The sequence below is a fragment of the Shimia sp. R11_0 genome, from assembly GCF_017744035.1.
Taxonomy (GTDB): Bacteria; Pseudomonadota; Alphaproteobacteria; order Rhodobacterales; family Rhodobacteraceae; genus Shimia; species Shimia marina.
This window is the reverse complement of sequence record NZ_JAGHQY010000001.1, coordinates 178178-199388: the sequence shown is the minus strand read 5'-3', so window position 1 is coordinate 199388 and position 21211 is coordinate 178178. Positions and strand designations below refer to the sequence as shown.

General features: G+C 57.0%; 16 protein-coding genes. 12 read left to right on the top strand and 4 right to left on the bottom strand.

Annotated elements, in window-relative coordinates; all coding sequences use genetic code 11:
- Window positions 1–67: 67 nt before the first annotated feature.
- Genes mutT through J7382_RS00840 form a run of 3 tightly spaced genes read right to left on the bottom strand, consistent with a single transcriptional unit; the run spans window position 68 to window position 2469 of the window.
- Complete coding sequence (gene mutT / locus J7382_RS00850) at window positions 68–466, bottom strand: 8-oxo-dGTP diphosphatase MutT (RefSeq protein WP_209066474.1); 399 nt, start codon at window positions 464–466, stop codon at window positions 68–70.
- Window positions 463–1692 (bottom strand): bifunctional glutamate N-acetyltransferase/amino-acid acetyltransferase ArgJ, encoded by a 1230-nt coding sequence (gene argJ / locus J7382_RS00845; RefSeq protein WP_209066472.1) that lies wholly within the window; start codon window positions 1690–1692, stop codon window positions 463–465. The genes mutT and argJ overlap by 4 nt, the downstream gene beginning before the upstream one ends.
- Window positions 1693–1695: 3 nt before the next feature.
- A complete protein-coding gene (locus J7382_RS00840; RefSeq protein WP_247744769.1) occupies window positions 1696–2469 on the bottom strand; it encodes a peptidylprolyl isomerase in 774 nt (257 codons plus the stop codon).
- A gap of 267 nt (window positions 2470–2736) precedes the next feature.
- Between J7382_RS00840 and secA the strand changes: the two genes are divergently transcribed.
- The 3 genes from secA (at window position 2737) to J7382_RS00825 (ending at window position 8132) form a co-directional block, all read left to right on the top strand.
- Entirely contained in the window at window positions 2737–5445 is a 2709-nt protein-coding gene (secA, locus tag J7382_RS00835; protein WP_209066468.1) for a preprotein translocase subunit SecA, read from the top strand.
- Window positions 5446–5550: 105 nt separating this feature from the next.
- Window positions 5551–6555, top strand: a complete 1005-nt coding sequence (locus tag J7382_RS00830; protein WP_209066467.1) for a translocase — start codon at window positions 5551–5553, stop codon at window positions 6553–6555.
- 20 nt (window positions 6556–6575) lie between these two features.
- Window positions 6576–8132, top strand: coding sequence for a phosphate ABC transporter substrate-binding/OmpA family protein (locus J7382_RS00825; protein ID WP_209066466.1), 1557 nt, complete (start codon window positions 6576–6578; stop codon window positions 8130–8132).
- A gap of 1 nt (window position 8133) precedes the next feature.
- Here J7382_RS00825 and radC read toward each other — a convergent pair whose 3' ends face one another.
- Entirely contained in the window at window positions 8134–8895 is a 762-nt protein-coding gene (radC, locus tag J7382_RS00820; RefSeq protein ID WP_209066465.1) for a DNA repair protein RadC, read from the bottom strand.
- Window positions 8896–9246: 351 nt separating this feature from the next.
- On the opposite strand from radC, the gene J7382_RS20190 reads away from it, so the two are divergent.
- From J7382_RS20190 to J7382_RS00775, 9 genes are all read left to right on the top strand, one after another.
- A complete protein-coding gene (locus J7382_RS20190; protein ID WP_209066464.1) occupies window positions 9247–10242 on the top strand; it encodes a helix-turn-helix transcriptional regulator in 996 nt (331 codons plus the stop codon).
- A gap of 221 nt (window positions 10243–10463) precedes the next feature.
- The gene (locus tag J7382_RS00810) at window positions 10464–12656 is read left to right on the top strand and encodes a TonB-dependent receptor (RefSeq protein ID WP_209066463.1); all 2193 of its coding nucleotides are present in this window, start codon (window positions 10464–10466) and stop codon (window positions 12654–12656) included.
- On the top strand, window positions 12653–14464 hold the full coding sequence (locus J7382_RS00805; protein ID WP_209066461.1) for an ABC transporter ATP-binding protein: 1812 nt from the start codon (window positions 12653–12655) through the stop codon (window positions 14462–14464). The genes J7382_RS00810 and J7382_RS00805 overlap by 4 nt, the downstream gene beginning before the upstream one ends.
- Window positions 14457–16208 (top strand): ABC transporter ATP-binding protein, encoded by a 1752-nt coding sequence (locus J7382_RS00800; protein ID WP_209066460.1) that lies wholly within the window; start codon window positions 14457–14459, stop codon window positions 16206–16208. Before J7382_RS00805 ends, J7382_RS00800 begins: the two co-directional genes overlap by 8 nt.
- A gap of 11 nt (window positions 16209–16219) precedes the next feature.
- Complete coding sequence (locus J7382_RS00795) at window positions 16220–17182, top strand: ABC transporter substrate-binding protein (RefSeq protein WP_209066459.1); 963 nt, start codon at window positions 16220–16222, stop codon at window positions 17180–17182.
- On the top strand, window positions 17179–18183 hold the full coding sequence (locus J7382_RS00790; RefSeq protein ID WP_209066458.1) for an iron ABC transporter permease: 1005 nt from the start codon (window positions 17179–17181) through the stop codon (window positions 18181–18183). The genes J7382_RS00795 and J7382_RS00790 overlap by 4 nt, the downstream gene beginning before the upstream one ends.
- Complete coding sequence (locus J7382_RS00785) at window positions 18180–19238, top strand: iron ABC transporter permease (RefSeq protein ID WP_209066457.1); 1059 nt, start codon at window positions 18180–18182, stop codon at window positions 19236–19238. Before J7382_RS00790 ends, J7382_RS00785 begins: the two co-directional genes overlap by 4 nt.
- Window positions 19231–20013 carry an ABC transporter ATP-binding protein gene (locus J7382_RS00780; RefSeq protein ID WP_209066456.1) on the top strand — a complete coding sequence of 261 codons (783 nt, stop codon included), beginning with the start codon at window positions 19231–19233 and terminating at the stop codon, window positions 20011–20013. Before J7382_RS00785 ends, J7382_RS00780 begins: the two co-directional genes overlap by 8 nt.
- Before the next feature lie 121 nt (window positions 20014–20134).
- Window positions 20135–20974: an amino acid ABC transporter substrate-binding protein gene (locus tag J7382_RS00775; protein WP_209066455.1), complete on the top strand. Its 840-nt coding sequence runs from the start codon at window positions 20135–20137 to the stop codon at window positions 20972–20974.
- The last annotated feature ends 237 nt before the right edge of the window (window positions 20975–21211 follow it).

Sequence of the window (21211 nt, the reverse complement as noted above, 5' to 3'; positions counted from 1 at the left end):
GAAGGTATTCTTTCGTATAGCGCACGCTTTTTCCGCTCAAAAATAGGTGTTTTGCGCGTTTTTTGCGTCAAACCCAATCTCTAATCATCGGAATCAATGGAATGTCGGCGGGCGGCATTTCATAATCCTTTAAATTTTGAGCACGGACCCATTTGAGAGTCTGACCTTCCTTCGCTTGGGGAATACCCTGCCATTTGCGACAAGCAAATAGCGGCATCAGGAGGTGAAAGTCCTCATATGAGTGTGATGCAAAGGTCAGGGGAGCCAGGCAGCTCTCCCAGGTGTCGATCCCGAGTTCCTCTTGCAATTCCCGGATCAGCGCGGTCTCGGGCGTTTCTCCGGCTTCAACTTTGCCTCCCGGAAATTCCCATAGACCTGCCATGGATTTGCCTTCTGGGCGCTGTGCCAGAAGGATGCGCCCTTCTGGATCAATCAGGGTGACAGCGGCGACAAGTACAGTTTTCACGAGCGATAATCCGCGTTGATGGTGATATATCCATGGGTAAGATCGCAGGTCCACACGGTGTCCTCCGCATCCCCGAGACCCAAATCAACATGAATGAGCAGCTCTTGCTGCGTCATGTAGTTTGCCCCATCCTCTTCCTTATAGGTGGGAGAGACCCAGCCCTGCTCCGCCACCAGAATGTCGCCAAAGCGAATGCTTAGAAGGTCACGGTCTGCTGCGGCACCGGACTTACCGATGGCCATGACAACACGGCCCCAGTTGGGGTCCTCGCCTGCAACGGCTGTTTTGACCAAAGGCGAATTCGCGATGGCCATGGCGTGTACCCGCGCATCATCTGCGGAGGCTGCGCCGGTGACGCGGACTTCAACAAATTTGGTCGCGCCTTCTCCGTCGCGCACAACCAGATGCGCCAGTTCTTGCATAACGTCGTGCAAGGCTTGCTTAAATGGCGCGTTGTCCGCTGTGACATTGACACCGGAGCCACCGGTTGCAGCGACCAATAGCGTGTCTGATGTGGAGGTATCGCTGTCGACCGTGATGGCGTTGAAAGTGCTCTGGTTGAGCTCTGACACCAGGGATTGCAAATCTACACGCTGCATGGTCGCATCCGTGAAGATATAGACTAACATGGTCGCCATATCTGGGGCGATCATACCAGACCCTTTGGCAATGCCAGCGATTTTCACAGGCTTACCATCCACCTCAATGGTGCGTGTTGCGCCCTTGGCAAAAGTGTCTGTGGTGCGAATGGCCTCAGCCGCCTGATCAATGGCGGTTGGGTCCAGTTGCGCCTTCAGAGCCTCCAATTTGGCTGTGATCCGATCATGTGGCAGAGGCTCGCCAATCACCCCGGTTGAGGAGGAGAAGACACGGCCTTCTGGCACATCAAGACATGCAGCAACCGCATTGGTCACCACTTTGGTGGCCGTGGCTCCATTCTTGCCGGTAAAGGCGTTGGCATTGCCCGCGTTCACAACAATCGCGGCCCCAGTAGCGCTGTCATGTCCAATTTTCTCCTGACAATCCAGTACAGCGGCTGAGCGGGTTGCGGAACGGGTGAAGACACCGGCCACGGCTGTGCCGGGGGCGAGCTGCGCCAACATAACGTCTTTGCGATCCGCGTATTTCACCCCGGCTGCCACAGCGGCAAAAGAGACCCCTTCAATCACTGGGAGATCCGGAAACGCCTCAGGAGCGAGCGGGGAGACATGCGTAATTTCACCCATGGCTTAGTTCTGCTCTTGGCTTGGGAAGAGAAGGTCTTTGCGCAGAAGCAGGCTTGGATCCACCGCATCGGCGCCAGATTGATCCACTTCGGCGGCCGCGGCCTGTTTGGCAATGAAGGCTTGAACGGCCGTGCGTTGTGCGTTGTTCAAAAGCTCCTGACGGGCTTCTTCAAAAGTGGGGGCTTCGCTTTTGCGCGCATCGTTCAGGATGATCAGATGCCACCCAAATTGTGTTTGCACGGGCTGTGAAATTTCGCCAACGGCCAGTTCGGCAACCGCGTCTTCAAAAGGTTTCACCATCTGGCCCGCACCGAACCAACCCAGGCTGCCGCCGGACGCGCCCGAAGGGCCGGTAGATTTCACTTTGGCGGTCTCAGCAAAGTCCGCTCCGTCGGTTAGCTCCTTGCGGATGTCCTTGGCTTCTTCTTCGGTTGGCACGAGAATGTGACTGGCATTGTATTCGTCCTCGCCGACAAAGCCGCTGAACTTTGCGTCATATGCGGCCTGCAAGTCTTCGTCGCTCACCTCATTGCCGGCAACAAAGGCTTCCAGCGCTTCTGAGGCCAACAAAGTGCGACGTTCGTTATTCAAGGCGATTTCAACATGCTGAGGCACTTCGCCATTGAGGCTTTGTGCGAGTGCTGTCTGTTGCACCAGCTGGTCAAGGATGCTGCTGAACAGTGTGTCAACGGGTAACTGCTGATACTGCGGCTGCAGCCCCGCATGAACAGAGATCATATCGCCCAGAGTGATCACTTCACCGTTCACGGTGGCCATCACTGTGTCCAAGGACGGGGTGTCCTGAGCAGAGACGGGGAGGGCGAAGCACAGAGCGGCCGCAGTTGCGCACAAGAAATTGAGGTGTTTTGACATCGAATTGTCCTTGGCTTGTGCCGCATCCTATGGCGGCGTTGACACTGTTCCTGACGCCCCTTACATCGCTTTGAGATCAAGGCAAACAGGCTGTTTTCTCGTTTCTAGGAGTACTGGGCCGAGACAGCAAGAATTAGCCTCGCAAGAAAGCGTCAACGAAGGACAAGTTATATGCTGGGTTTCGGAAAAATCGCCAAAAAGGTTTTTGGCACGCCTAATGATCGCAAGGTCAAGGCGACGCGTCCGATCGTTGAAAAAATCAATGCGCTGGAGCCAGAGTTTCAGAAGCTCTCCGACGATGACATCAAAGCCAAAACGCAAGAGCTTGCTGAGCGCGCAAAGGGCGGTGAGTCCCTTGATGCCCTTTTGCCGGAAGCTTTTGCCAACTGCCGCGAAGCTGCCAAGCGTGCGTTGGGATTGCGGGCCTTTGATGTGCAGCTGATGGGCGGCATCTTCCTGCATCAGGGTAACATCTCCGAAATGAAGACCGGCGAAGGCAAAACGCTTGTTGCGACCTTCCCGGCTTACCTTAATGCGCTGACCGGCAAAGGTGTGCATGTCGTCACCGTAAATGACTATCTGGCGCGTCGTGACGCCGAGTGGATGAGTAATGTGTTTGCGGCTCTTGGGATGACAACCGGTGTTGTTTACCCGCAGCAGCCCGAAGATGAGAAACGCGCGGCCTATGCCTGTGATGTGACCTATGCGACCAACAATGAGCTTGGGTTTGATTATCTGCGTGACAATATGAAGGGCGAACTCAAGGATATGGCCCAACGCGACCATAATTTTGCGATTGTGGATGAGGTGGACAGTATCCTGATCGACGAAGCCCGGACGCCTTTGATCATTTCTGGTCCATCTCAGGATCGTACAGACCTTTACGTTGCGATTGATAAGCTGATCCCGGATGTGCAGGACGATCACTATTCGCTTGATGAAAAGAGCCGCAATGTGACTTTCACGGATGAGGGCAATGAGTTTCTTGAAGAACACTTGAAAGCCCGTGGCCTGCTCGAAGGCGAACAGAGCCTGTATGACCCTGAAAGCACAACGATCGTGCACCACGTGAACCAAGGCCTGCGGGCGCATAAGCTGTTTACACGTGACAAGGACTACATCGTGCGCGACGGTCAGATCGTTCTGATCGACGAATTTACTGGCCGCATGATGGCAGGTCGCCGTTTGTCTGATGGGTTGCATCAGGCGATTGAAGCCAAGGAAGGCTGTCAGATTCAGCCGGAGAACGTGACGCTGGCGCAGGTGACGTTCCAGAACTACTTCCGCCTCTATGACAAGTTGGGTGGCATGACAGGGACGGCTGCGACGGAGGCTGAGGAATTTCAAGAAATCTATGGCCTTGGTGTGGTTGAAGTGCCAACCAATCGTGGTGTGGCTCGGATCGACGAAGATGATGCGGTCTACCGCACGGCGCGTGAAAAGTTTGACGCTATCGTGGAAACCATCAAAGAGGCGCATGCCAAAGGCCAGCCGATCCTCGTGGGGACCACATCGATTGAAAAGTCCGAATTCCTGTCTGGGCTGTTGGACAAGGCAGGTGTGACACACAACGTCCTGAACGCGCGCCAGCACGAACAGGAAGCGCAGATTGTTGCAGATGCAGGCAAATTGGGCGCGGTGACCATCGCCACCAACATGGCCGGCCGCGGGACCGACATTAAGCTTGGCGGTAACGTTGAATTCAAGGTGCTGGAGGCCATCGCAGCCGCGCCTGAAGGGGATCACGCGGCGATCCGTGAACAGATCGAAGCGCAGCACAAAGATGATGAAGAGGCTGTAAAACAGGCTGGCGGTTTGTTTGTTCTGGCAACAGAGCGTCATGAAAGCCGCCGGATTGACAACCAGCTCCGGGGCCGCTCCGGTCGTCAGGGAGACCCTGGTCGCTCTTCCTTCTTCCTGAGCCTTGAAGATGATTTGATGCGCATCTTTGGTTCTGACCGTCTGGACAAAGTGCTCTCCTCTCTTGGCATGAAAGAGGGGGAAGCGATTGTGCACCCATGGGTGAACAAGTCTCTGGAACGCGCGCAGGCGAAAGTCGAGGGGCGCAACTTCGACATCCGCAAACAGCTTCTGAAGTTTGACGATGTGATGAATGAGCAGCGTAAAGTGGTCTTTTCTCAGCGTCGCGACATCATGGAAGCAGCAGATCTTTCCGACATTGTGCAGGATATGCGCCATGACGTGATTGATGAGCTGGTGGAGCGTCACCTGCCGCCCAAAACCTATGCGGATCAGTGGGACACAGAAGGCCTTTATGCGGCTGTGATCGAGCATCTGAGCATTGATGTGCCAGTCATCGAATGGGCCGCAGAAGAAGGGGCTGACGACGACAGCGTGCGGGAACGGCTTGAAAAAGCTGCCGATGAAATGATGGCGGCCAAGGCAACAAGCTTTGGCCCAGATGCCATGCGCATGATCGAAAAGCAGGTTCTTCTGCAGACGATTGACAGTAAATGGCGGGAGCACCTTCTGACGCTGGAGCATCTGCGCTCTGTGGTGGGGTTCCGTGGCTATGCGCAGCGCGATCCGCTCAATGAATATAAAAACGAATCCTTCCAGCTTTTTGAAAGCATGCTCGACAGCCTTCGGATCGATGTGACCACAACTTTGTCACGTGTGCGTCCGATTTCTGAAGATGAGCAAAAACAGCTCGCGCTGGAAATGGCCCAACGTCAACAAGCGCAAATGGAGTCCATGCAGGCCACTGCGCCCGCACAGGAAGCTGCGGCACCTGCTGGCGAAGCGCGCGAAGGGTTTGATGAGAACGATCCGAGCACTTGGGGCAACCCGGGGCGCAACGAAGCTTGCCCATGCGGATCAGGCAAGAAGTTCAAACACTGTCATGGCAAACTCGCCTGAGTGCAGCCCAAAACGAACAGAGAATGATCCAAAGGGTGCCTTATCGGCGCCCTTTTTCTTTGGGACCTTGCCATGAAAGAGCCGTGCGTGGGGCAAGGAGAAACGATGAAGGATCTACGAAACGCATACCGCAGATATGCCTTGGCTTTCGCCACATCCTCTGCCGCAATTTGCATCGGCTTTGCCATGCAAACCAGCGAAGCTGCTATTCTGGTAGAAGAGGAGGCTGAAGCCCCGCGTTCAGGCAGAACGCCTTTACGCTTGCCACAGGACATGAATGTGCCGGTTTTGGGAGGCGTCAGCACGCTGCCTATCATGCCAAAGGAGCGTGGTCATGGCGCCTCACTGCCGAGCAGACCGGTATTGGTTGCCGTCGCTGATGATAAGCCGGGTGGGTTTTTGCCAGCAGAAGAGCACACGCCGCGCCTTGGTTGCACTGTCTCGCTGCAGACGGAGACAACCGCTGGTGCATTGGTGGCGCTCACGGCGCTTGCACCCTGTCACGGCGGGGAACTGGCGTTGATCGAACATGCGGGCCTGCGGTTTCATGTTGAGACACCCCAGGATGGCTCTTTGCAGCTGATGGTACCCGCGCTGTCAGAAACGGCTAATTTTTCAGTTTCTTATCCGAATGGTGATGGTGCATTTGCCTCTGCTGAGGTGGAGTCGCTGCCGTTTTACGACAGGGTGGTGCTGCAATGGCAGGGAGCGCGTGGCCCAGAGCTGCATGCGCGTGAATTTGGGGCTGACTACGGTGAGCTTGGTCATGTCTGGCGGGAGGCACCGCGTGACCTCAGTGCGCTTGCAGGAGGGGCGGGTGGCTTTTTGATGCGCTTTGAGGCGGTTGGCATGCTGTCAGCAGCACAGGCAGAGGTCTATACGTTTCCCACCGGGCTTGCGAATGCCCGGGGTGACATTGCGATCAGCATTGAAACCGAAGTCACACAGGGCAACTGCGGGCAGGATATGGCGCTGTCTAGCATGACTTTGCATCAGGGTAACCTGCACGCGCCCCGCGAGCTGCGCATGCAGATGCCAGATTGCGATGCGGTTGGTGAATTTCTGCTGTTGAAAAACCTCGTGGAAGACCTGACAATCGCGCAAAAATAACCGGCGGTCAGGACTCTCAGATGTTTCAGCTTCGTGCGGCGGTATTCGCCGCACTTTTCCTTTTGTTTGGCGTGCTCTCAGCGATGGCGCAGGATGTGCTTCTCAAATCGCATGATGGTGAAGTGGAAATTTCCGGTACCCTGCTTGGGTTTGACGGTGAGTTCTATCGTGTTGAGACCGTTTACGGAGAGCTTACCGTAGATGGCTCAGGTGTTTTCTGCGAAGGTCCGGGTTGTCCCAGTCTTTTGAATTTTGTCGCCGATGTGTCGATTTCCGGCTCCGCCACGATGGCCGACATCTTGCTCCCGGCGTTGCTGGAAGCTTTTGCACGCAATGAAGGTTATGTTGTCCAGCGAGAGCCAGAGAGCCTTCAGCGTTTCACATATGTGCTTTCCGGTAAAGACGGTCAGGTCCTGGCCCGATTTCATTTTCATGCCAGCAATGCGGACGAAGGGTTTGCTGACTTACTGGCGGATGAAGCTGATATCGTCATGTCCCTGCGCGAAATCCGCCCGAAGGAATCTGAGTTGGGATATGAGGCCGGGCTGGGTGATATGTCCGATGCCAACAGAAGCCGGGTGCTGGCGCTTGATGGGATGGTGCCGATTGTATCGGCGGGACACCCGGTTTCAGCGATCTCGCTGCAGCAACTTGCCGAAGTGTTCGCAGGAAAAATTCAGAACTGGCAGGCGCTTGGCGGGGCGGATGCCCCAATCACCCTGCATATGATGGACACACAGTCTGGCTTTGCCCAGGCGGTGGAAGATCAGTTGATGAAGCGTGCCAATCTGACCACGGTTGAGACGGCGCTGCGTCATGGGCGCAATGATGCGCTGGTTGCAGCTGTGGAGCGGGATCCCTTTGCGATTGGGATTGCCTCTTATGCCGATACGGGCAACGCCAAACATTTGACGCTGGCAGGCAGCTGTGGGTTCTCTCTGGCGGCGTCGCGTCGGACGATCAAAACAGAGGACTATCCGCTTAACGCTCCGATGTTTCTATATTTTCCAGCGCGGAGGTTGCCAAAGATTGCGCGCGATTTTCTGGCATATACCCGCAGTGCTTCGGCACAGATTGTGATCCGGCGGGCGGGATTTGTGGATCAAACAGCCGAAGAGATTGCGATCAACCTACAGGGCGATCGTTTTGCCAATGCCATTTCCAGCGCAGGCGAAGAGGTTCCTCTTGAAACCCTACAGCGATTGACCACGACGCTGTCTGGAATGAAGCGCCTGTCCACCTCGTTCCGTTTCCAAACCGGTTCGAGCCGACTGGATGCGCAATCTCGCTCCAATGTTCAACAATTGGCTCGGGCGTTTGAGGGAGGCATTTATGATGCGCGCACCCTTTATTTTGTTGGGTTTTCTGATGGGGATGGCCCTGCGGACACCAATCAGAAGATTGCCCTGCGTCGGGCGGAGGCTGTGAAATCGGCGGTTTTGGCGGCGGCAGAAACAGCCAATCCAGAGCGGATCGATATTCAAGTGCATGCCTTTGGAGAAGCAATGCCCATGGCCTGTGATGATACGGCCTGGGGGCGGCAGGTGAACCGGCGGGTGGAGATTTGGGTGCGGTGAGCTACAGCAGGCCCTCGGCATTAAAGCTCAGTTCGCGAGATTTTCCAATGATTATATGGTCATGCAGCGTCAGCGAGAGGGCATGGCAGGCTGCGTTGATCTGATGCGTCATGGCAATGTCTGCCTCTGACGGGGTCGGATCACCAGAGGGGTGATTGTGGACGATGATCAGGGCGCTGGCATTGAGTTCAAGCGCACGTTTGGCCACCTCTCTGGGGTAAACAGGCACATGGTTTACCGTCCCGCGCGCCTGTTCTTCATCTGCGATCAGAGTGTTTTTTGTGTCTAAAAACAAAACCCTGAACTGTTCTGTGTCACGGTGTGACATGGTGGTGTGGCAGTAGGTCAGCAGGCTGTCCCAGTCAGACAGAATGCGCCGGTTTATGACTTTGGCGCGGGCCAGCCTGTGAGCGGCGGCTTCGACAATCTTCAACTCACAGACAACGGCCTCCCCCACGCCCTTGATCGCAGTGAGGCGTGTCCTGGGCGCGCTGATCACCGCATTGAAATCTCCAAATGTTTCCAAAAGTTTATGGGCCAAGGGTTTGACGTCTTGGCGTGGAATGGCCCGGAACAGCAGCAATTCTAGCATTTCGTAATCAGGAAGCGCCTGCGCGCCGCCAGAAAGAAACCGGGCACGCAGGCGCTTACGATGATCAGCAAGATAGGAAGGCACCTTGCCAGATGTGAGTGGTGCGACAGGGGCCTCATCCGCCTCAAAAAGCGGAAGCCGGCCTTCCTCAACGTCGCGGGCTTTGATCATTGGTTAAGCCTGCTTAAAAATCATGAACGAAAGGTTAATCCATGTGCGGAAAAGTTAAGATCAGGGATATTTTCCGGAAATGGCACGTCGGTAACCGGGCGGTATCGCGTCGGTAACACGGAGGTGTGTTTCGCGTTAACGTTTCGGCGGCCAAACAACGTTCCAAAGGGCACAATCAGGCGCGCACCAACGCTGGTGATAAAGAGGTTTGATGCCTTGGGCTGGGGCATTGCGCCTTGAAGCCCCATTCGAAACCCGATAGCGTCCCCGTCGTCAACATGGTTGACGACGCAGGCCAAGCGCCCACGCACCCCATCCATCGCAACTTTTGGATATCTGTGAGGATCTGGCGTGGCAATTTCAGAAGTATACAAAGATTTTCAGGTTGGTGTGGACGAGCCGGGAGTGATCCGGCTTGCCGAGGCACTTGCCTTGGCAGCACCCAAAGCACGCGTGATTAAAGGGCGTGATCAGGATACGCCTGATGCCCTTTTGACAGGGCGTTACACATCCCTTGAAGTGGCGCGTGATGTGCATTTCTTTTCTTGTGACATGGTGTTTGACACGATGTTTCAGACCAGTGGTCAGCTGCCGCCATCGCTTTGGTTGGGCGCACTGTTCAGTGGGACATGGCGGACGCAAATTGGGGGGCAGGCGCTTGATCTGTCTCCGGATGGCACGCCGCGGTTCATCATCAATAACGGCCATACTCAATATTTGGATCAACCTGTCGCCCGCGATCGTGTGCGCATGGTGTCATTCCTGATTGGTGAAAGTTTCTTTGAACGGGCGGCGCAGGATGACCCGAGTGGTCGACTGGCGGGGCTGTATCACCATTTTCGGAATGATCTACATATCCACAGTGCGCCGGAGTCACGTAGCATTCGCGAAAATCTGCTTCGGCTTCTCAACAATCCTTACCGCGGAACGACATCGGTGATCTTTGTGGAAAGCCTGATCATGGCGTCGCTGTTTGATCTCGCAGAGCAGTTTCCCGGCACGGTCTCTGCAGAGACAAAGGATCGTCGCATGATCGCCTATGAAGCCAAAGCGATGATTGATGAAGCGCCTGAACAGTTCACCTCGATCCTGTCATTGGCGCAAACCCTCGGTAGCAATGAGACCACGCTGCAGCGTCAGTTTCGCAAAGCTTTTGACACAACGATTTTTGAATATGTGCTGCGCAGACGGATGACTTGTGCCCAGATGCTTGTGCGCGATGGCCATTTGTCTATTTCAGAAATCTCCTATCGGGTTGGCTACAACAGCCCAGCAAATTTCTCGACAGCCTATAAGCGCTTTTTCGGGTTCAGCCCGGCGCAACACCGTCAGGGGCGAACCAACTAAGGGCCGATCCGATCGAAATCTTATAGAATTGGTCGGAATTCAAAAGCCAAAGCCTGTTTCGCAAAATCCTTGTCCGTCGCGGCGCGGGGATGCGCGGTGCTAGACGAAGCCGGTAAGAGCCGATGCACCGACGGAGGCTCATTTCCAAAAGATCGGCCGCGCAGAGTGCTGGGGCACTCAGGTCAGGCCGTCGCTCCGGGCAATATGGGATGACAGCCACTATGACACATCATTTTAGTTCTTCGCGCGCACCTTCGCGGTTTTATGCGGCGCTGCTGCAGTCCACCGCAGTGGCGCTCTTTCTGGCACCTGCGCCATTGCTGGCGCAGGACGTGACCTTTGAAGATGATGAAACATTCTCATTGGGAGAGATTGTTGTTTCTGCGCGCCGCGTTGAAGAGCGGCTGGACGAAACGCCAGTGCCTGTGAGCGTGGTCACTGAAGAGGAGATGGGCACAGGCCGGACAGACCGTTTGGGGGATCTCACCAAGGCAACGCCGAATATTATGGTGTCTGATGGCGATGGTGCGTCCTTCGTTATTCGTGGCGTAGGGTCTCAGTCAGTGCAGGGTCTGGGCAGCGAAGTGGGCGTGGGGCTGTTTGCGGATGAGGTTTACCTCGGCAGTGCCTATGCAGCGCCAATTTATCTGGATGATTTGGAGCGCGCTGAAGTGGTGCGCGGCAGTCAGGCGACCCTATATGGTCGCAACACCATTGGCGGCGCGATCAATCTGGTCAGCCGAGAGCCCGGTGAGGTTTTGGCGGGAGAGGCCGAGGTCTCTGTCGGGTCGGACGGATATTTTCGTTTGCGTGGTGGGCTGGACACCCCGTTGTCCGAAGATGGGCGCTGGCTCAGCCGCACGTTCCTGAGCCTGACAAAACAGCCTGATGGCATCAGCAACCTGCCAACGGGTGAGGATGATCTCGGCATTAAGGCGTTCAGCGGAAGGTTTACGCTGATGGGGCAATTGACCGAGCGTACTGAGCTGAAATTCACCCTGGATGGGGAAAATGTGGATGACGATGGCAAGAGCGGCTGGGCACCGCTGGACCTTGCGCTCAATCACCAATCGGATCTGGATTATCCGGCCCATCGTGACAATAAACGCTATGGCAGCATGCTGCGGTTGGATCATGACATGGATTTTGCCACGCTGACCTCGATCACCGCTGTGCGTGGCTTTGATCAGGATTGGGCATTGGATGGGGATTTCACATCCGGTCCTTATGATCCCGCCAACGGCGCCTATGAGTTGCAGCAGGGGCAAATTCAGGACCAGACGCAGTTTACACAAGAATTTCGGCTGACCTCCAACAATCAAGGTGATCTGCGGGCCGGGGAAATCAGCTGGAACGCCGGACTGTTCTTTATGAAAGAGGATTATGACGGCTATCAGTTTTATGAACTGGCCAGCGTGCCGTCGGACATGACAAGCCGCAACATCCTGAAACTGGATGGCAAGAGTGTCGCGGCCTTCGGGAACATCACCTATCAGGCCAGCGAGCGGTTGGGGCTGACGCTGGGGGGGCGTTACACCTATGAAAGCAAGAAGGGTGATCTGGAGGTGGCCAGCGCCTCTGGCACCAATTTCTACGGCACGCCCACATCGGGCAGAGCGGATGTGGATTTCACAAACTTCAGCCCCGAGCTGAGCGTGGACTACCGTCTGGGCAATGGCGGGCTGCTTTATGCGCGGGCGGCGTCCGGGTTCAAGTCTGGCGGGATCTCGCAGTTCTTTGATGCCAATGGCGATGTGAACACCTTTGAGCCGGAAACCTCTGACACATATGAAGTTGGGGTGAAAACACCGGTGTTCAACGAGGCGGGCTGGCTTGAGGTGAACTTGTTCCACACTGATTGGCAGGACCAGCACGCCAATGTGTTTATCTCCGACTTCCAACGGGTCACGGCCAATGCCTCTTCGGCAACGTCCCAGGGCCTGGAAATTGCCTTCCGCACGGATCTTTCTTCGGATCTCTCCTTGGGTGCCAGCTATGGGTATCTGGACGCAACCTATGATGATTTTGTCTATACCTATTTCTCTTCGAGCACCGGATCGAACCAGACGGTTGATTACTCTGGCAATGACATCCCGCTTGCGCCGAAGCATTCGGCCAGCCTGACGCTGGACTGGGAGCGTCCGATGGCCAATGGGCTCAGCCTGATTGCCAATGGCTCGTATTCCTATCGCAGTGATTATTCCTTTGATCCTGTAGGCGCTTATCGACAGCCGGACAGCCATATCGTGGACGCCTCTATTGGTGTGCGCGGTGACAACTGGGAGGCCAGCCTCTGGGCGACAAACCTCTTGGATGAGGAAATCCTGAGCGACTACTTCCTGTTTGGTGGCAACAATTTCGGCATCGCCACACCAGGGCGCAAGTTCGGCATCACGCTTAAGAGCATGTGGTGAGGTCGCAGAGCATGGATCAGGGGCAAGTCTCTGTAGAAGCTGCGCCCAAGACCGGGTTCCTGTCCAGTCTCTCGCTGGTCACAGGCGCCCTGCGGGCGGAGCGGGGGCGGATGGCAGGCTCCATTGCACTGGCGACGGTGTCGGTGCTGATGGAGATGTTGCCCATCCTTGCGGTCTACAAGTTGATTGCCATGGTTGCAGAGGGGGCGCAGACCAGCGCCTCTTTTCTGTGGTTGGCGGGGGGCATGAGTGTTGCGATTGCGTTGGGCTACGCCTGTTTCGGGTTGGCCACGCGGCAGTCGCATATCATTGCTTTCAACCTGATCTATGACCTGCGGATGCGACTGGCCAATCATCTGGCACGGCTGACGCTGGATCGGGTGTCTGGCATGGGCAGCGGCGAGGCCAAACAGACTATCATAACGGAGCCGGAAAAGCTGGAGTTGATGGTGGCCCATGCCATCCCGGAAGGGGCCAGCGCAATGATCACCTGGCTGGTGATGAGCTGTTGGCTGTTTTACGTGGACTGGCGGATGGCACTGGCCGCGATTGCCCTGACGCCGATTGCCTTTATTTGTATGAGTATTGCCATCCGGCTGTCTTACAAATCCGTGGAAGAGGTGCAGCGCAGCAATCTGGAAATGAACGCCGCCATGGCCGAATTCATGGCCGGGCTGCCGGTGGTGAAAATGTTCAACGCCACGCTCGACAGTCAGGCCAGCATCAGCCGCGCCATCATTCGGCTTTCGGATGTGCAGAGCGCCATGGGGCGCGCATTTGTGCCGATGGGGGGCTCTTTCTATGCGCTGATCCTCGCCAATATCACGGTGATCCTGACGGTGGGCGTCTGGTTGATGCATTCGGGTGAGATTGATCTGACCACGCTGCTGTTCTTTGTGATTTTGGGGGCAAACTACTCTACGCCTCTGATGCGGTTGTTTGATCTGTTTCATCACTTTGCACATATCTCCATCACCGCGGTCACGGCGCAGCGCCTGCTGGATCAGGCCCCACAGCATGACAGTGGCGACGCGCGCGCGCTGGACGGCCATCGGGTGCAGTTTGACGGCGCGGAAGCCTCTTATGTCACGCAAACCGTGCTGCATGACATCTGCATGACCGCAGAAGCGGGCACCACCACAGCATTGGTGGGGCCGTCGGGTTCTGGCAAAAGCACGCTGGCCCGACTTATTCCCCGACTGTTGGAAATTGACCGGGGCAGCATTGCGATTGCTGGGCGCAATACTCAGGATATTGGCCTGTCACGGCTGATGGCGGACACAGCCATGGTGTTTCAGGATCCCTTCCTGTTCACCGATACAGTGGCCGCCAATATTCGCTATGGCGATCCGGAGGCCAGCGATGCGGAGGTGCGCGCGGCGGCGGAGGCGGCGCAGGCGCATGGATTCATCACAGCCCTGCCGCAGGGCTATGACACGGTGATCGGGCAGGGACAGCAACTGCTGTCCGGCGGGGAGCGTCAGCGGATCGCCATTGCGCGGGCCATGCTTAAGAAGGCTCCCATTGTTATTCTGGACGAAGCCACGGCCTTTACCGATCCGGACAATGAGACCGAAATTCAGGCCGCAATCAGCGCACTGACGCAGGACAAAACCCTGATCGTGATTGCGCATCGGCTGCACACGATCACCCATGCCGACAATATCGTGGTGCTGGATCAGGGGCGCATCGTGGCACAGGGGAGGCATGCGACGTTGCTGACGCAGGAGGGGCTCTATGCGCAGATGTGGCGTGACTACACGGATGCTGGTGCAACCATATTGATCGGAGGGGCGCAGAATGGCTGAGCGTATGTCTGAGTTGACCACCTTGGTGCGCGTCTGGCGTTTGGCAGGAGAGCTGCGTCGGCCACTGGCTTTGTCTGTGCTGTTTCGATTTTGTCAGTCTCTGTCATTAGGACTGGCCTATGGTGCGGTGATCTGGGTGATCACGGGTTTGATTGCGGGACAGACGATGACTGTGGCCTGGGCCTGGCAGGTGACCGGGCTGATGGGGCTGTCGCTTGTGGGACAACTGGCGTTTTCTTTTCTCTCGGTGGCACGTGCCTGGGACGCGTCGTTTCAGGTGGGATGCAACCTGCGCCTGACTCTTTTGGCGCATTTGGCCAAGTTGCCCATGGGTTTCCATCTGTCGCGACACAAGGGCGACAGTCTGACGTTGCTGACCGCCGATATCGCGATGATCGAAAGCTTTCTATCAGACGGGCTGGCCAAGGTCATTCAAGCGCTTTCGTTGCCATTTCTGGCCTTGCTGTTCATGGCGACGCGTGACTGGGCTCTGGCGTTGACCATGTTTGTGAGCATCTGCATCGCGGTGCCCCTGTCCCTCTATCTGCGCCACCGCTTTGGCAATATCGGGCTGGAACGTCAGATCATTCAGGCTGAGGCCGGAGGTGTGATGGTGGAGTATATGCAGGGCATTGATGTGATCCGCAGCTACAACCGTATGGCGCAGGGGCAGGCTCTGTTTCGCGCCGCGCTGGATAGGTTTCGGGAAATCTCCATCAAGATGGTGCTGACGCTGGTGGCCCCGATGTTGAGCTTTGCTGCAGTGATCATGCTGGGCATGCCTCTGGTGGTGGCTGTTGCGGGGCTGCGTTTGGCGGAGGCATCGCATGCGGAGTTGATCACGGCGCTGGTGTTGATGTTTTCGGTGTATGGTCCGCTGGTTGGGCTGGTGGCAGTGTTTGAGCGCATCCGGATTGCCGAGGCCTCTCTGGAACGGCTGGAAACGGCGCTGGCGGCGGCGCCATTGGCGCAACGCGCCGAGGTGCAGGTGCCTGTGGACGGATCCGTGAAATTTGAGGCCGTGCAGTTTGGCTATGATGCAGACTCGCCGGTGCTCAAGGATGTCAATTTCGAAGTGCCGCCCCGTTCGATGACGGCAATTGTCGGCCCCTCCGGCTCGGGCAAGTCGACGATCCTCAATCTGATTGCCCGGTTCTGGGATGTCAGCGATGGCGCCATCCATCTGGGCGGTGCCGATCTGCGCCATATGGCTGTGCCGGATCACAGCGCTTTGGTCAGTATGGTGTTTCAGGATGTTTATCTGTTTGGCGGCTCCATCCGAGACAATATTGCGGCTGGGCGTGATGGGGCCACACAGGCGGAGATTGAAGCTGCAGCCCGGTCGGCGCAGGCGCATGATTTCATCACCGCGCTGCCCAATGGCTATGACACGGATGTGGGCGAAGGGGGCGCGCGTCTTTCGGGGGGGGAGCGCCAGCGTATCTCCATCGCCCGCGCCATTCTGAAAAACGCACCGATCATCCTGCTTGATGAGGTGACGGCGGCGCTGGATCCCAGCAATGACCTTGCGATTCAGCGTGCTCTGTCCGCGCTGATTGCGGAGAAAACTCTGATTGTCGTGGCCCATAAGCTCACCACGATCCGCGCTGCGGATCAGATTTTGGTGCTGCAGGCGGGCGAGATTGCCGAGCGGGGCGACCATGACAGCCTGATGGCGCAGGGCGGTCTCTATGCCCGGATGATTGATCGTAAAACCAATGCTGCCGACTGGCGCATGAACTGAGGACCAAACGCATGCTGAAACGCACTTCTTTCTTGTCACTTTTGCCTGTCATGTTCTGCATGGCGCTGCCCGCAGGGGCGGACAGCTTCCCTGTGACGGTAACGGATGACCGCGGGGAACAGGTTTCCTTTGAACATCAGCCAGAGCGCGTTGTGGCGCTTTGGACACCGGCGGCGGATCTTATGGTGGCCTTAGGGCGGCCCGTCACTGGTGTGACAACCTATGAGGCCAAGATGCCGGTATATCTGGGAGATGCATTGGATGGGGTGATGGATCTTGGCGATATAACGGCACCCAATCTGGAGATGCTGGCGAGCTCTGATATTGATCTGACGATTGGCATGACCTCCTACAATGCGCCCTATGCGGAGCAGATTGAGCACTTCAGCCGTTTTTTGACGTTTGATTCCTATCGTCTGGAGGATGCGTTGAAATCCGTGCTGACGTTGGGCACGGCGCTGGGTGCGCAGGCGGAGACCCAGAAGCTTGATGAAGCCTTTTCTGCCCTGATGCAGGAGTATGGCGCGCGTGCGCCCAAGGAGGGGCGTGAGGTTATGGTGATCTGGTCCTTTCAAGACACGCTTTATGGGTATCAGGATGGTCTGACCGCCACGGACATCATCGGAGCGCTTGGCACCGTAAATCCTCTGGGAATGTTGGCCGATCGCGAAAGCCCGGATACCGGTTTCATCGTGCTGGAGACCGAAGACCTTCTGGCGCATGATCCTGATGCCATCCTGATGTTCATCTCTCATGGCGGTACCCCGAAATACAGCCCGGCCTATGAGCGCCTCAAAGCTTATAAGAATGGGCAGTTTTACAGTGTGGGATATCAGTATTCACAACCCTCCGGTCCAATTGCCCGGGAGCTGGTTCTGCGGGAGGCGGCACATCTGATCTATCCGGAGGTGTTTGATGCGCCGGACATGCCTGAGGTTGCCCGTGCGGTGCCGGTGACGTTTGAGGGCCAATGACCACCTCTAAAGGGATCCCTCCCTATGTGCTTGTTTCGGCGCTGTTGGCCCTTATGGGGCTCGGCGCCGCGATCAGCCTGTCTTGGGGGGCGCATGACACGGGGCTGGCGCAGGCGCTGGGCCACCTCTGGCAGGATGATGGCAGCAACAGCGCCTTTTCCGTGCGGGCCCTGCGCCTGCCACGGGTGCTTTGTGCGCTGGGAGTGGGCGCGGCGCTGGCCTTGTCTGGAGCGATCATACAGGTGGTCACGCGCAACCCGCTGGGCGATCCGGGGCTGACAGGTGTGTCTGGCGGGGCCGCTTTTGGCGTGGCGCTTGCACTGACCTTTCTGTCGACCAAGCCGGACCTGATCGTGCTCTGTGGTATCGGCGGGGGGATGCTGGCGGCGACGCTGACACTGTGCATTGCTGGTGCGCCGGGGCAGGCCCATGGGCCGGGGCGGCTGATTTTGGGCGGCGTTTCTGTGTCGGTCTTTTTCATCGCGGCGACCGGTGTGGTGATGGTGCTGGAGCGGTCTTCGATGCAGACGCTGTATTTCTGGATGATCGGCGGTTTTATCAACCGCGGCTGGGCGGAGTTTGTGATGTTTTGGCCCTGGGCTCTGGTCGGGACACTGGCAGCTGTGGTGAGTGCGCCTGTGCTACGTTTGTTGCTGTTTGAAGATGATATGGCCGCTGCCATGGGGCTGAATGCGGGCCGATGGCGGATATTGGTCGGGTCTATCTCGGTTGTTTTGGCCGCCTGTGCTGTGGCCGTGGCAGGGCCAATCGGCTTTGTCGGATTTGTGGCACCTCATCTGGTTCGGCTGTGTCTGAAGGATCGCAGCCGTACGTTTGTCTGGATGGGGCTCACCATGCTGGTCGGGGCCACCTTGGTGGTCTGGGCAGATACGCTGGCGCGGGTGGTGTTTCATGGGCGTGCGCCAGCAGGGGTGGTGCTTTCAGTGATTGGCGGGCTGATTTTTCTGACCCTTCTGCCACGGGTGGAGCGCAGCTCATGAGATTGTCTCCTGCATTTCCCACGGTCCGCATGCTGTTTCTGGTGGTGCTGACAATGCTGGCTGCTGTCGCCTCATTGCGGTTTGGTGCCGTGTCTGTTGCCTGGTCCTCACTCTTGGATCTTCTGACTGCGGAACCGGAGCCCGAGGCACTGATTGTGATGACCTATCGTGCCCCGCGCACGTTGGCTGCGGTTGTTGTGGGGCTATATCTCGGCTGCGCCGGGATGGTGTTTCAGACAGTGCTGCGCAACCCCTTGGCAGATCCCACCTTGTTTGGCGTGTCTGGCGGAGCTGGTCTGGCTGTGGTGGGCGCACTTTCTCTGGCGCTGGCCTTTGTGCCGGGAGCAGACGCGGCCTCGGGTGGCATGTCTTACCTTCCGATGGCGGTGGTGCCGGTTATTGCCCTGATCGGGGCTTTTGCGGCCACGGCACTGGTATTGGCGCTGAGCGGTGGCTTCGCCCCTCACAGCAGGTTCTCTCCGGTGCGTATGATTCTGACAGGTGTGATTGTTTCGGCGGTGCTCAACGCGATTGTCATGGCACTGGTGCTGAGCCTGTCAGAATCCAGAACCGAGCTGGCGATCCTCTGGTTGTCCGGATCGCTCTATGGGCGCAGTTTTGACAATATTTTGCCGACCTTGCCCTGGGGCCTGTTGGGGCTTGGGGTGATCTGGGGGCTGCGCAGCCATTTGTCCGTGTTGCGATTTGATGTGTATACGGCCCGCGGGCTGGGCATCGCACCAGGCCGCAGTTCTCTGCTGTTGTTGGCGGCCGCAGCAGGGCTGGCGGCCAATGCAGTCGCGGTGGCGGGCACGGTGGGGTTTGTCGGATTGATCGTGCCGCATATCGCGCGAAGAATTTTGGGACCGGATGTGGGTGCCAATCTGATGGGCTGCGGGGTGATTGGTGCGCTTCTGGTCTGCAGTGCAGATGTATTGGGGCGCAGCGTCGCGCCCCCTTTGGAAGTGCCCGTGGGGATGATGACAAGCTTGCTCGGCGCTCCGGTGCTGGCTGTGCTGATTAGGCGCATGAATAAGGGGACGCAGCATGCTTGAGGCGCGCAAACTGTCGGTGGGCTATGGCGGGCGTAAAGTTCTGAGTGACATTGATCTGCGGCTCAACGAAGGGGAGATCTGTGCCCTGATTGGAGCCAACGGCTGTGGCAAATCCACATTGCTGCGCGCTATGGCAGGGCTCCAGCCGATCAGCGCCGGATCTGTGCTGCTGTCGGAGCGGAACATGGCAAAGACACCTCGGCGTGCGGTTGCGCGGCAGATTGCTTTGATGACACAATCTCCGACCGGGCCGGACGGGCTGACGGTGGCGCAGATTGTGGCGCATGGGCTGTTTGCCCGTCGTGGCATGTTCGGCAGATCTGATACGATGCTGGATCAGCACGTGGTGTCAGAAGCTTTGGATCAGACTGGGCTGCTGAGTTTTGCGGATCGTCCTTTTGATGCGCTGTCCGGTGGAGAGCGACAAAGGGTTTGGATCGCGCTGGCCCTCGCGCAGCAGCCGCGCTTGTTGATGCTGGATGAGCCGACGTCTTATCTTGATATGGGACATCAGCATGAGGTGCTGAGCCTGTTGCGGGATCTGAAGGATCAGCGTGGGATCGGTATTGTTATGGTGTTGCACGACATCAATCACGCCAGTTGGTTTGCCGATCGCATTGTCGCACTGAAGGATCAGCGGATCGTGGCAGATGGGGATCCCGCGGATGTGGTCACTGCGGATCTGGTGCTGTCTTTGTTTGGTGCACGCGTCACGGTGATGCAGGATCGAGGCGGTGTACATCCTTATTGCATGGCACAGGGCAGGCTGGATTGATGGGGTCCTCTGAGAGAGCGTGACCCCGCCTGTTGACGCTGCGGTCGAGAAAAGTCCCTTGTGGCGGATGTAGGAAGCTGGGATGGTTGCGTAAATTCTCATGTATTTGACAGGACACAATATGAAGTCTTTCATGACCGCCCTTCTGGCAGGGGCTTTGATCGCCGGTGCCGCCGGGGCGCAGACGATTGACCGGATCAAAGAAACCGGAATGCTCAAATTGGGATATCGCACCGATGCGGCGCCGCTGTCCTTTGCGACAGAGGATGGCAATCCGAACGGGTATACACCCAATGTCTGTGTGGAAGTGGCGCAGGGGATTGTTCAGATCTTGAAGATCGAAAATCTTGATGTGGAATTTGTGCCGGTCACGACCGAAGATCGCTTTGAGAAAGTGGCCAGCGGCGAAATTGATCTCTTGTGCGGGGCATCCACCATTACGTTGGCACGGCGCAATCTGGTGGATTTCTCCATTCCTGTGTTTGCGGATGGCACCTCTGTGCTCTTGCCGTTGAACGGATCTGAGAGCTTTGCGGATCTGGCAGGCAAGAAGCTGGGCGTGCGTACGGGTACCACCACAGAAGCTGCGCTGACCGCGACGCTGACGGCCACTGCAATTTTTGCGGAAGTGGTGCGTTTTGATGATCATGCCTCTGCGATGAAGGCGATGGAAAGTGGGAAACTGGATGCCTATTTCGCCGATCAATCTATTCTGGCGGGGCTTTGGCTGAATAGTCCGGAGCAACAGAACCTGCGGATGGGCCAAAACCTTTTGAGCATCGAGCAGCACGGGCTGGCCATGGCGCGTGGCGATGCGGATTTTCGGCTTTTGGTGGACTCAATCCTGTCGCAGCTCTATACACAGGGCGTGATGCAGCGGATCTTCGGTGCCACCATGCCGGGCATTCAGCCGGGTGAAATTCTGCGCGCAATGTTCACGCTGGCGCCGCAACCACAGTAAAATAGTGGGTTCGGTTGGCCGCGAAGCGCGCGGGCCGAACCCTGCAGATTTCTCCCTGAAAATCGTTTGAGACAGACCACCTGAGGTCCAAAGCGCCTGCGCTGGCGCAATAGATATGGGCATTGGCCCAATCAATCATAATTTCCTTAAGTTTTATACATTTAGCTGCACGCGGGGTGCGTTAACAAAGGTTAATATAGCGCTTAGGTTGCACAGCTTAGGGGTGCATAAAAACGC

Coding starts and splice junctions, on each gene's coding strand:
- radC (WP_209066465.1), bottom strand. CDS start 8,895: ATGATCAAAGCCCGCGACGTTGAGGAAGGCCGGCTTCCGCTTTTTGAG.
- J7382_RS00780 (WP_209066456.1), top strand. CDS start 19,231: ATGCTTGAGGCGCGCAAACTGTCGGTGGGCTATGGCGGGCGTAAAGTT.
- J7382_RS00795 (WP_209066459.1), top strand. CDS start 16,220: ATGCTGAAACGCACTTCTTTCTTGTCACTTTTGCCTGTCATGTTCTGC.
- secA (WP_209066468.1), top strand. CDS start 2,737: ATGCTGGGTTTCGGAAAAATCGCCAAAAAGGTTTTTGGCACGCCTAAT.
- J7382_RS00785 (WP_209066457.1), top strand. CDS start 18,180: ATGAGATTGTCTCCTGCATTTCCCACGGTCCGCATGCTGTTTCTGGTG.
- J7382_RS00775 (WP_209066455.1), top strand. CDS start 20,135: ATGAAGTCTTTCATGACCGCCCTTCTGGCAGGGGCTTTGATCGCCGGT.
- J7382_RS00810 (WP_209066463.1), top strand. CDS start 10,464: ATGACACATCATTTTAGTTCTTCGCGCGCACCTTCGCGGTTTTATGCG.
- J7382_RS00840 (WP_247744769.1), bottom strand. CDS start 2,469: ATGGCCACCGTGAACGGTGAAGTGATCACTCTGGGCGATATGATCTCT.
- J7382_RS00790 (WP_209066458.1), top strand. CDS start 17,179: ATGACCACCTCTAAAGGGATCCCTCCCTATGTGCTTGTTTCGGCGCTG.
- argJ (WP_209066472.1), bottom strand. CDS start 1,692: ATGGGTGAAATTACGCATGTCTCCCCGCTCGCTCCTGAGGCGTTTCCG.
- J7382_RS00825 (WP_209066466.1), top strand. CDS start 6,576: ATGTTTCAGCTTCGTGCGGCGGTATTCGCCGCACTTTTCCTTTTGTTT.
- J7382_RS00830 (WP_209066467.1), top strand. CDS start 5,551: ATGAAGGATCTACGAAACGCATACCGCAGATATGCCTTGGCTTTCGCC.
- J7382_RS00800 (WP_209066460.1), top strand. CDS start 14,457: ATGGCTGAGCGTATGTCTGAGTTGACCACCTTGGTGCGCGTCTGGCGT.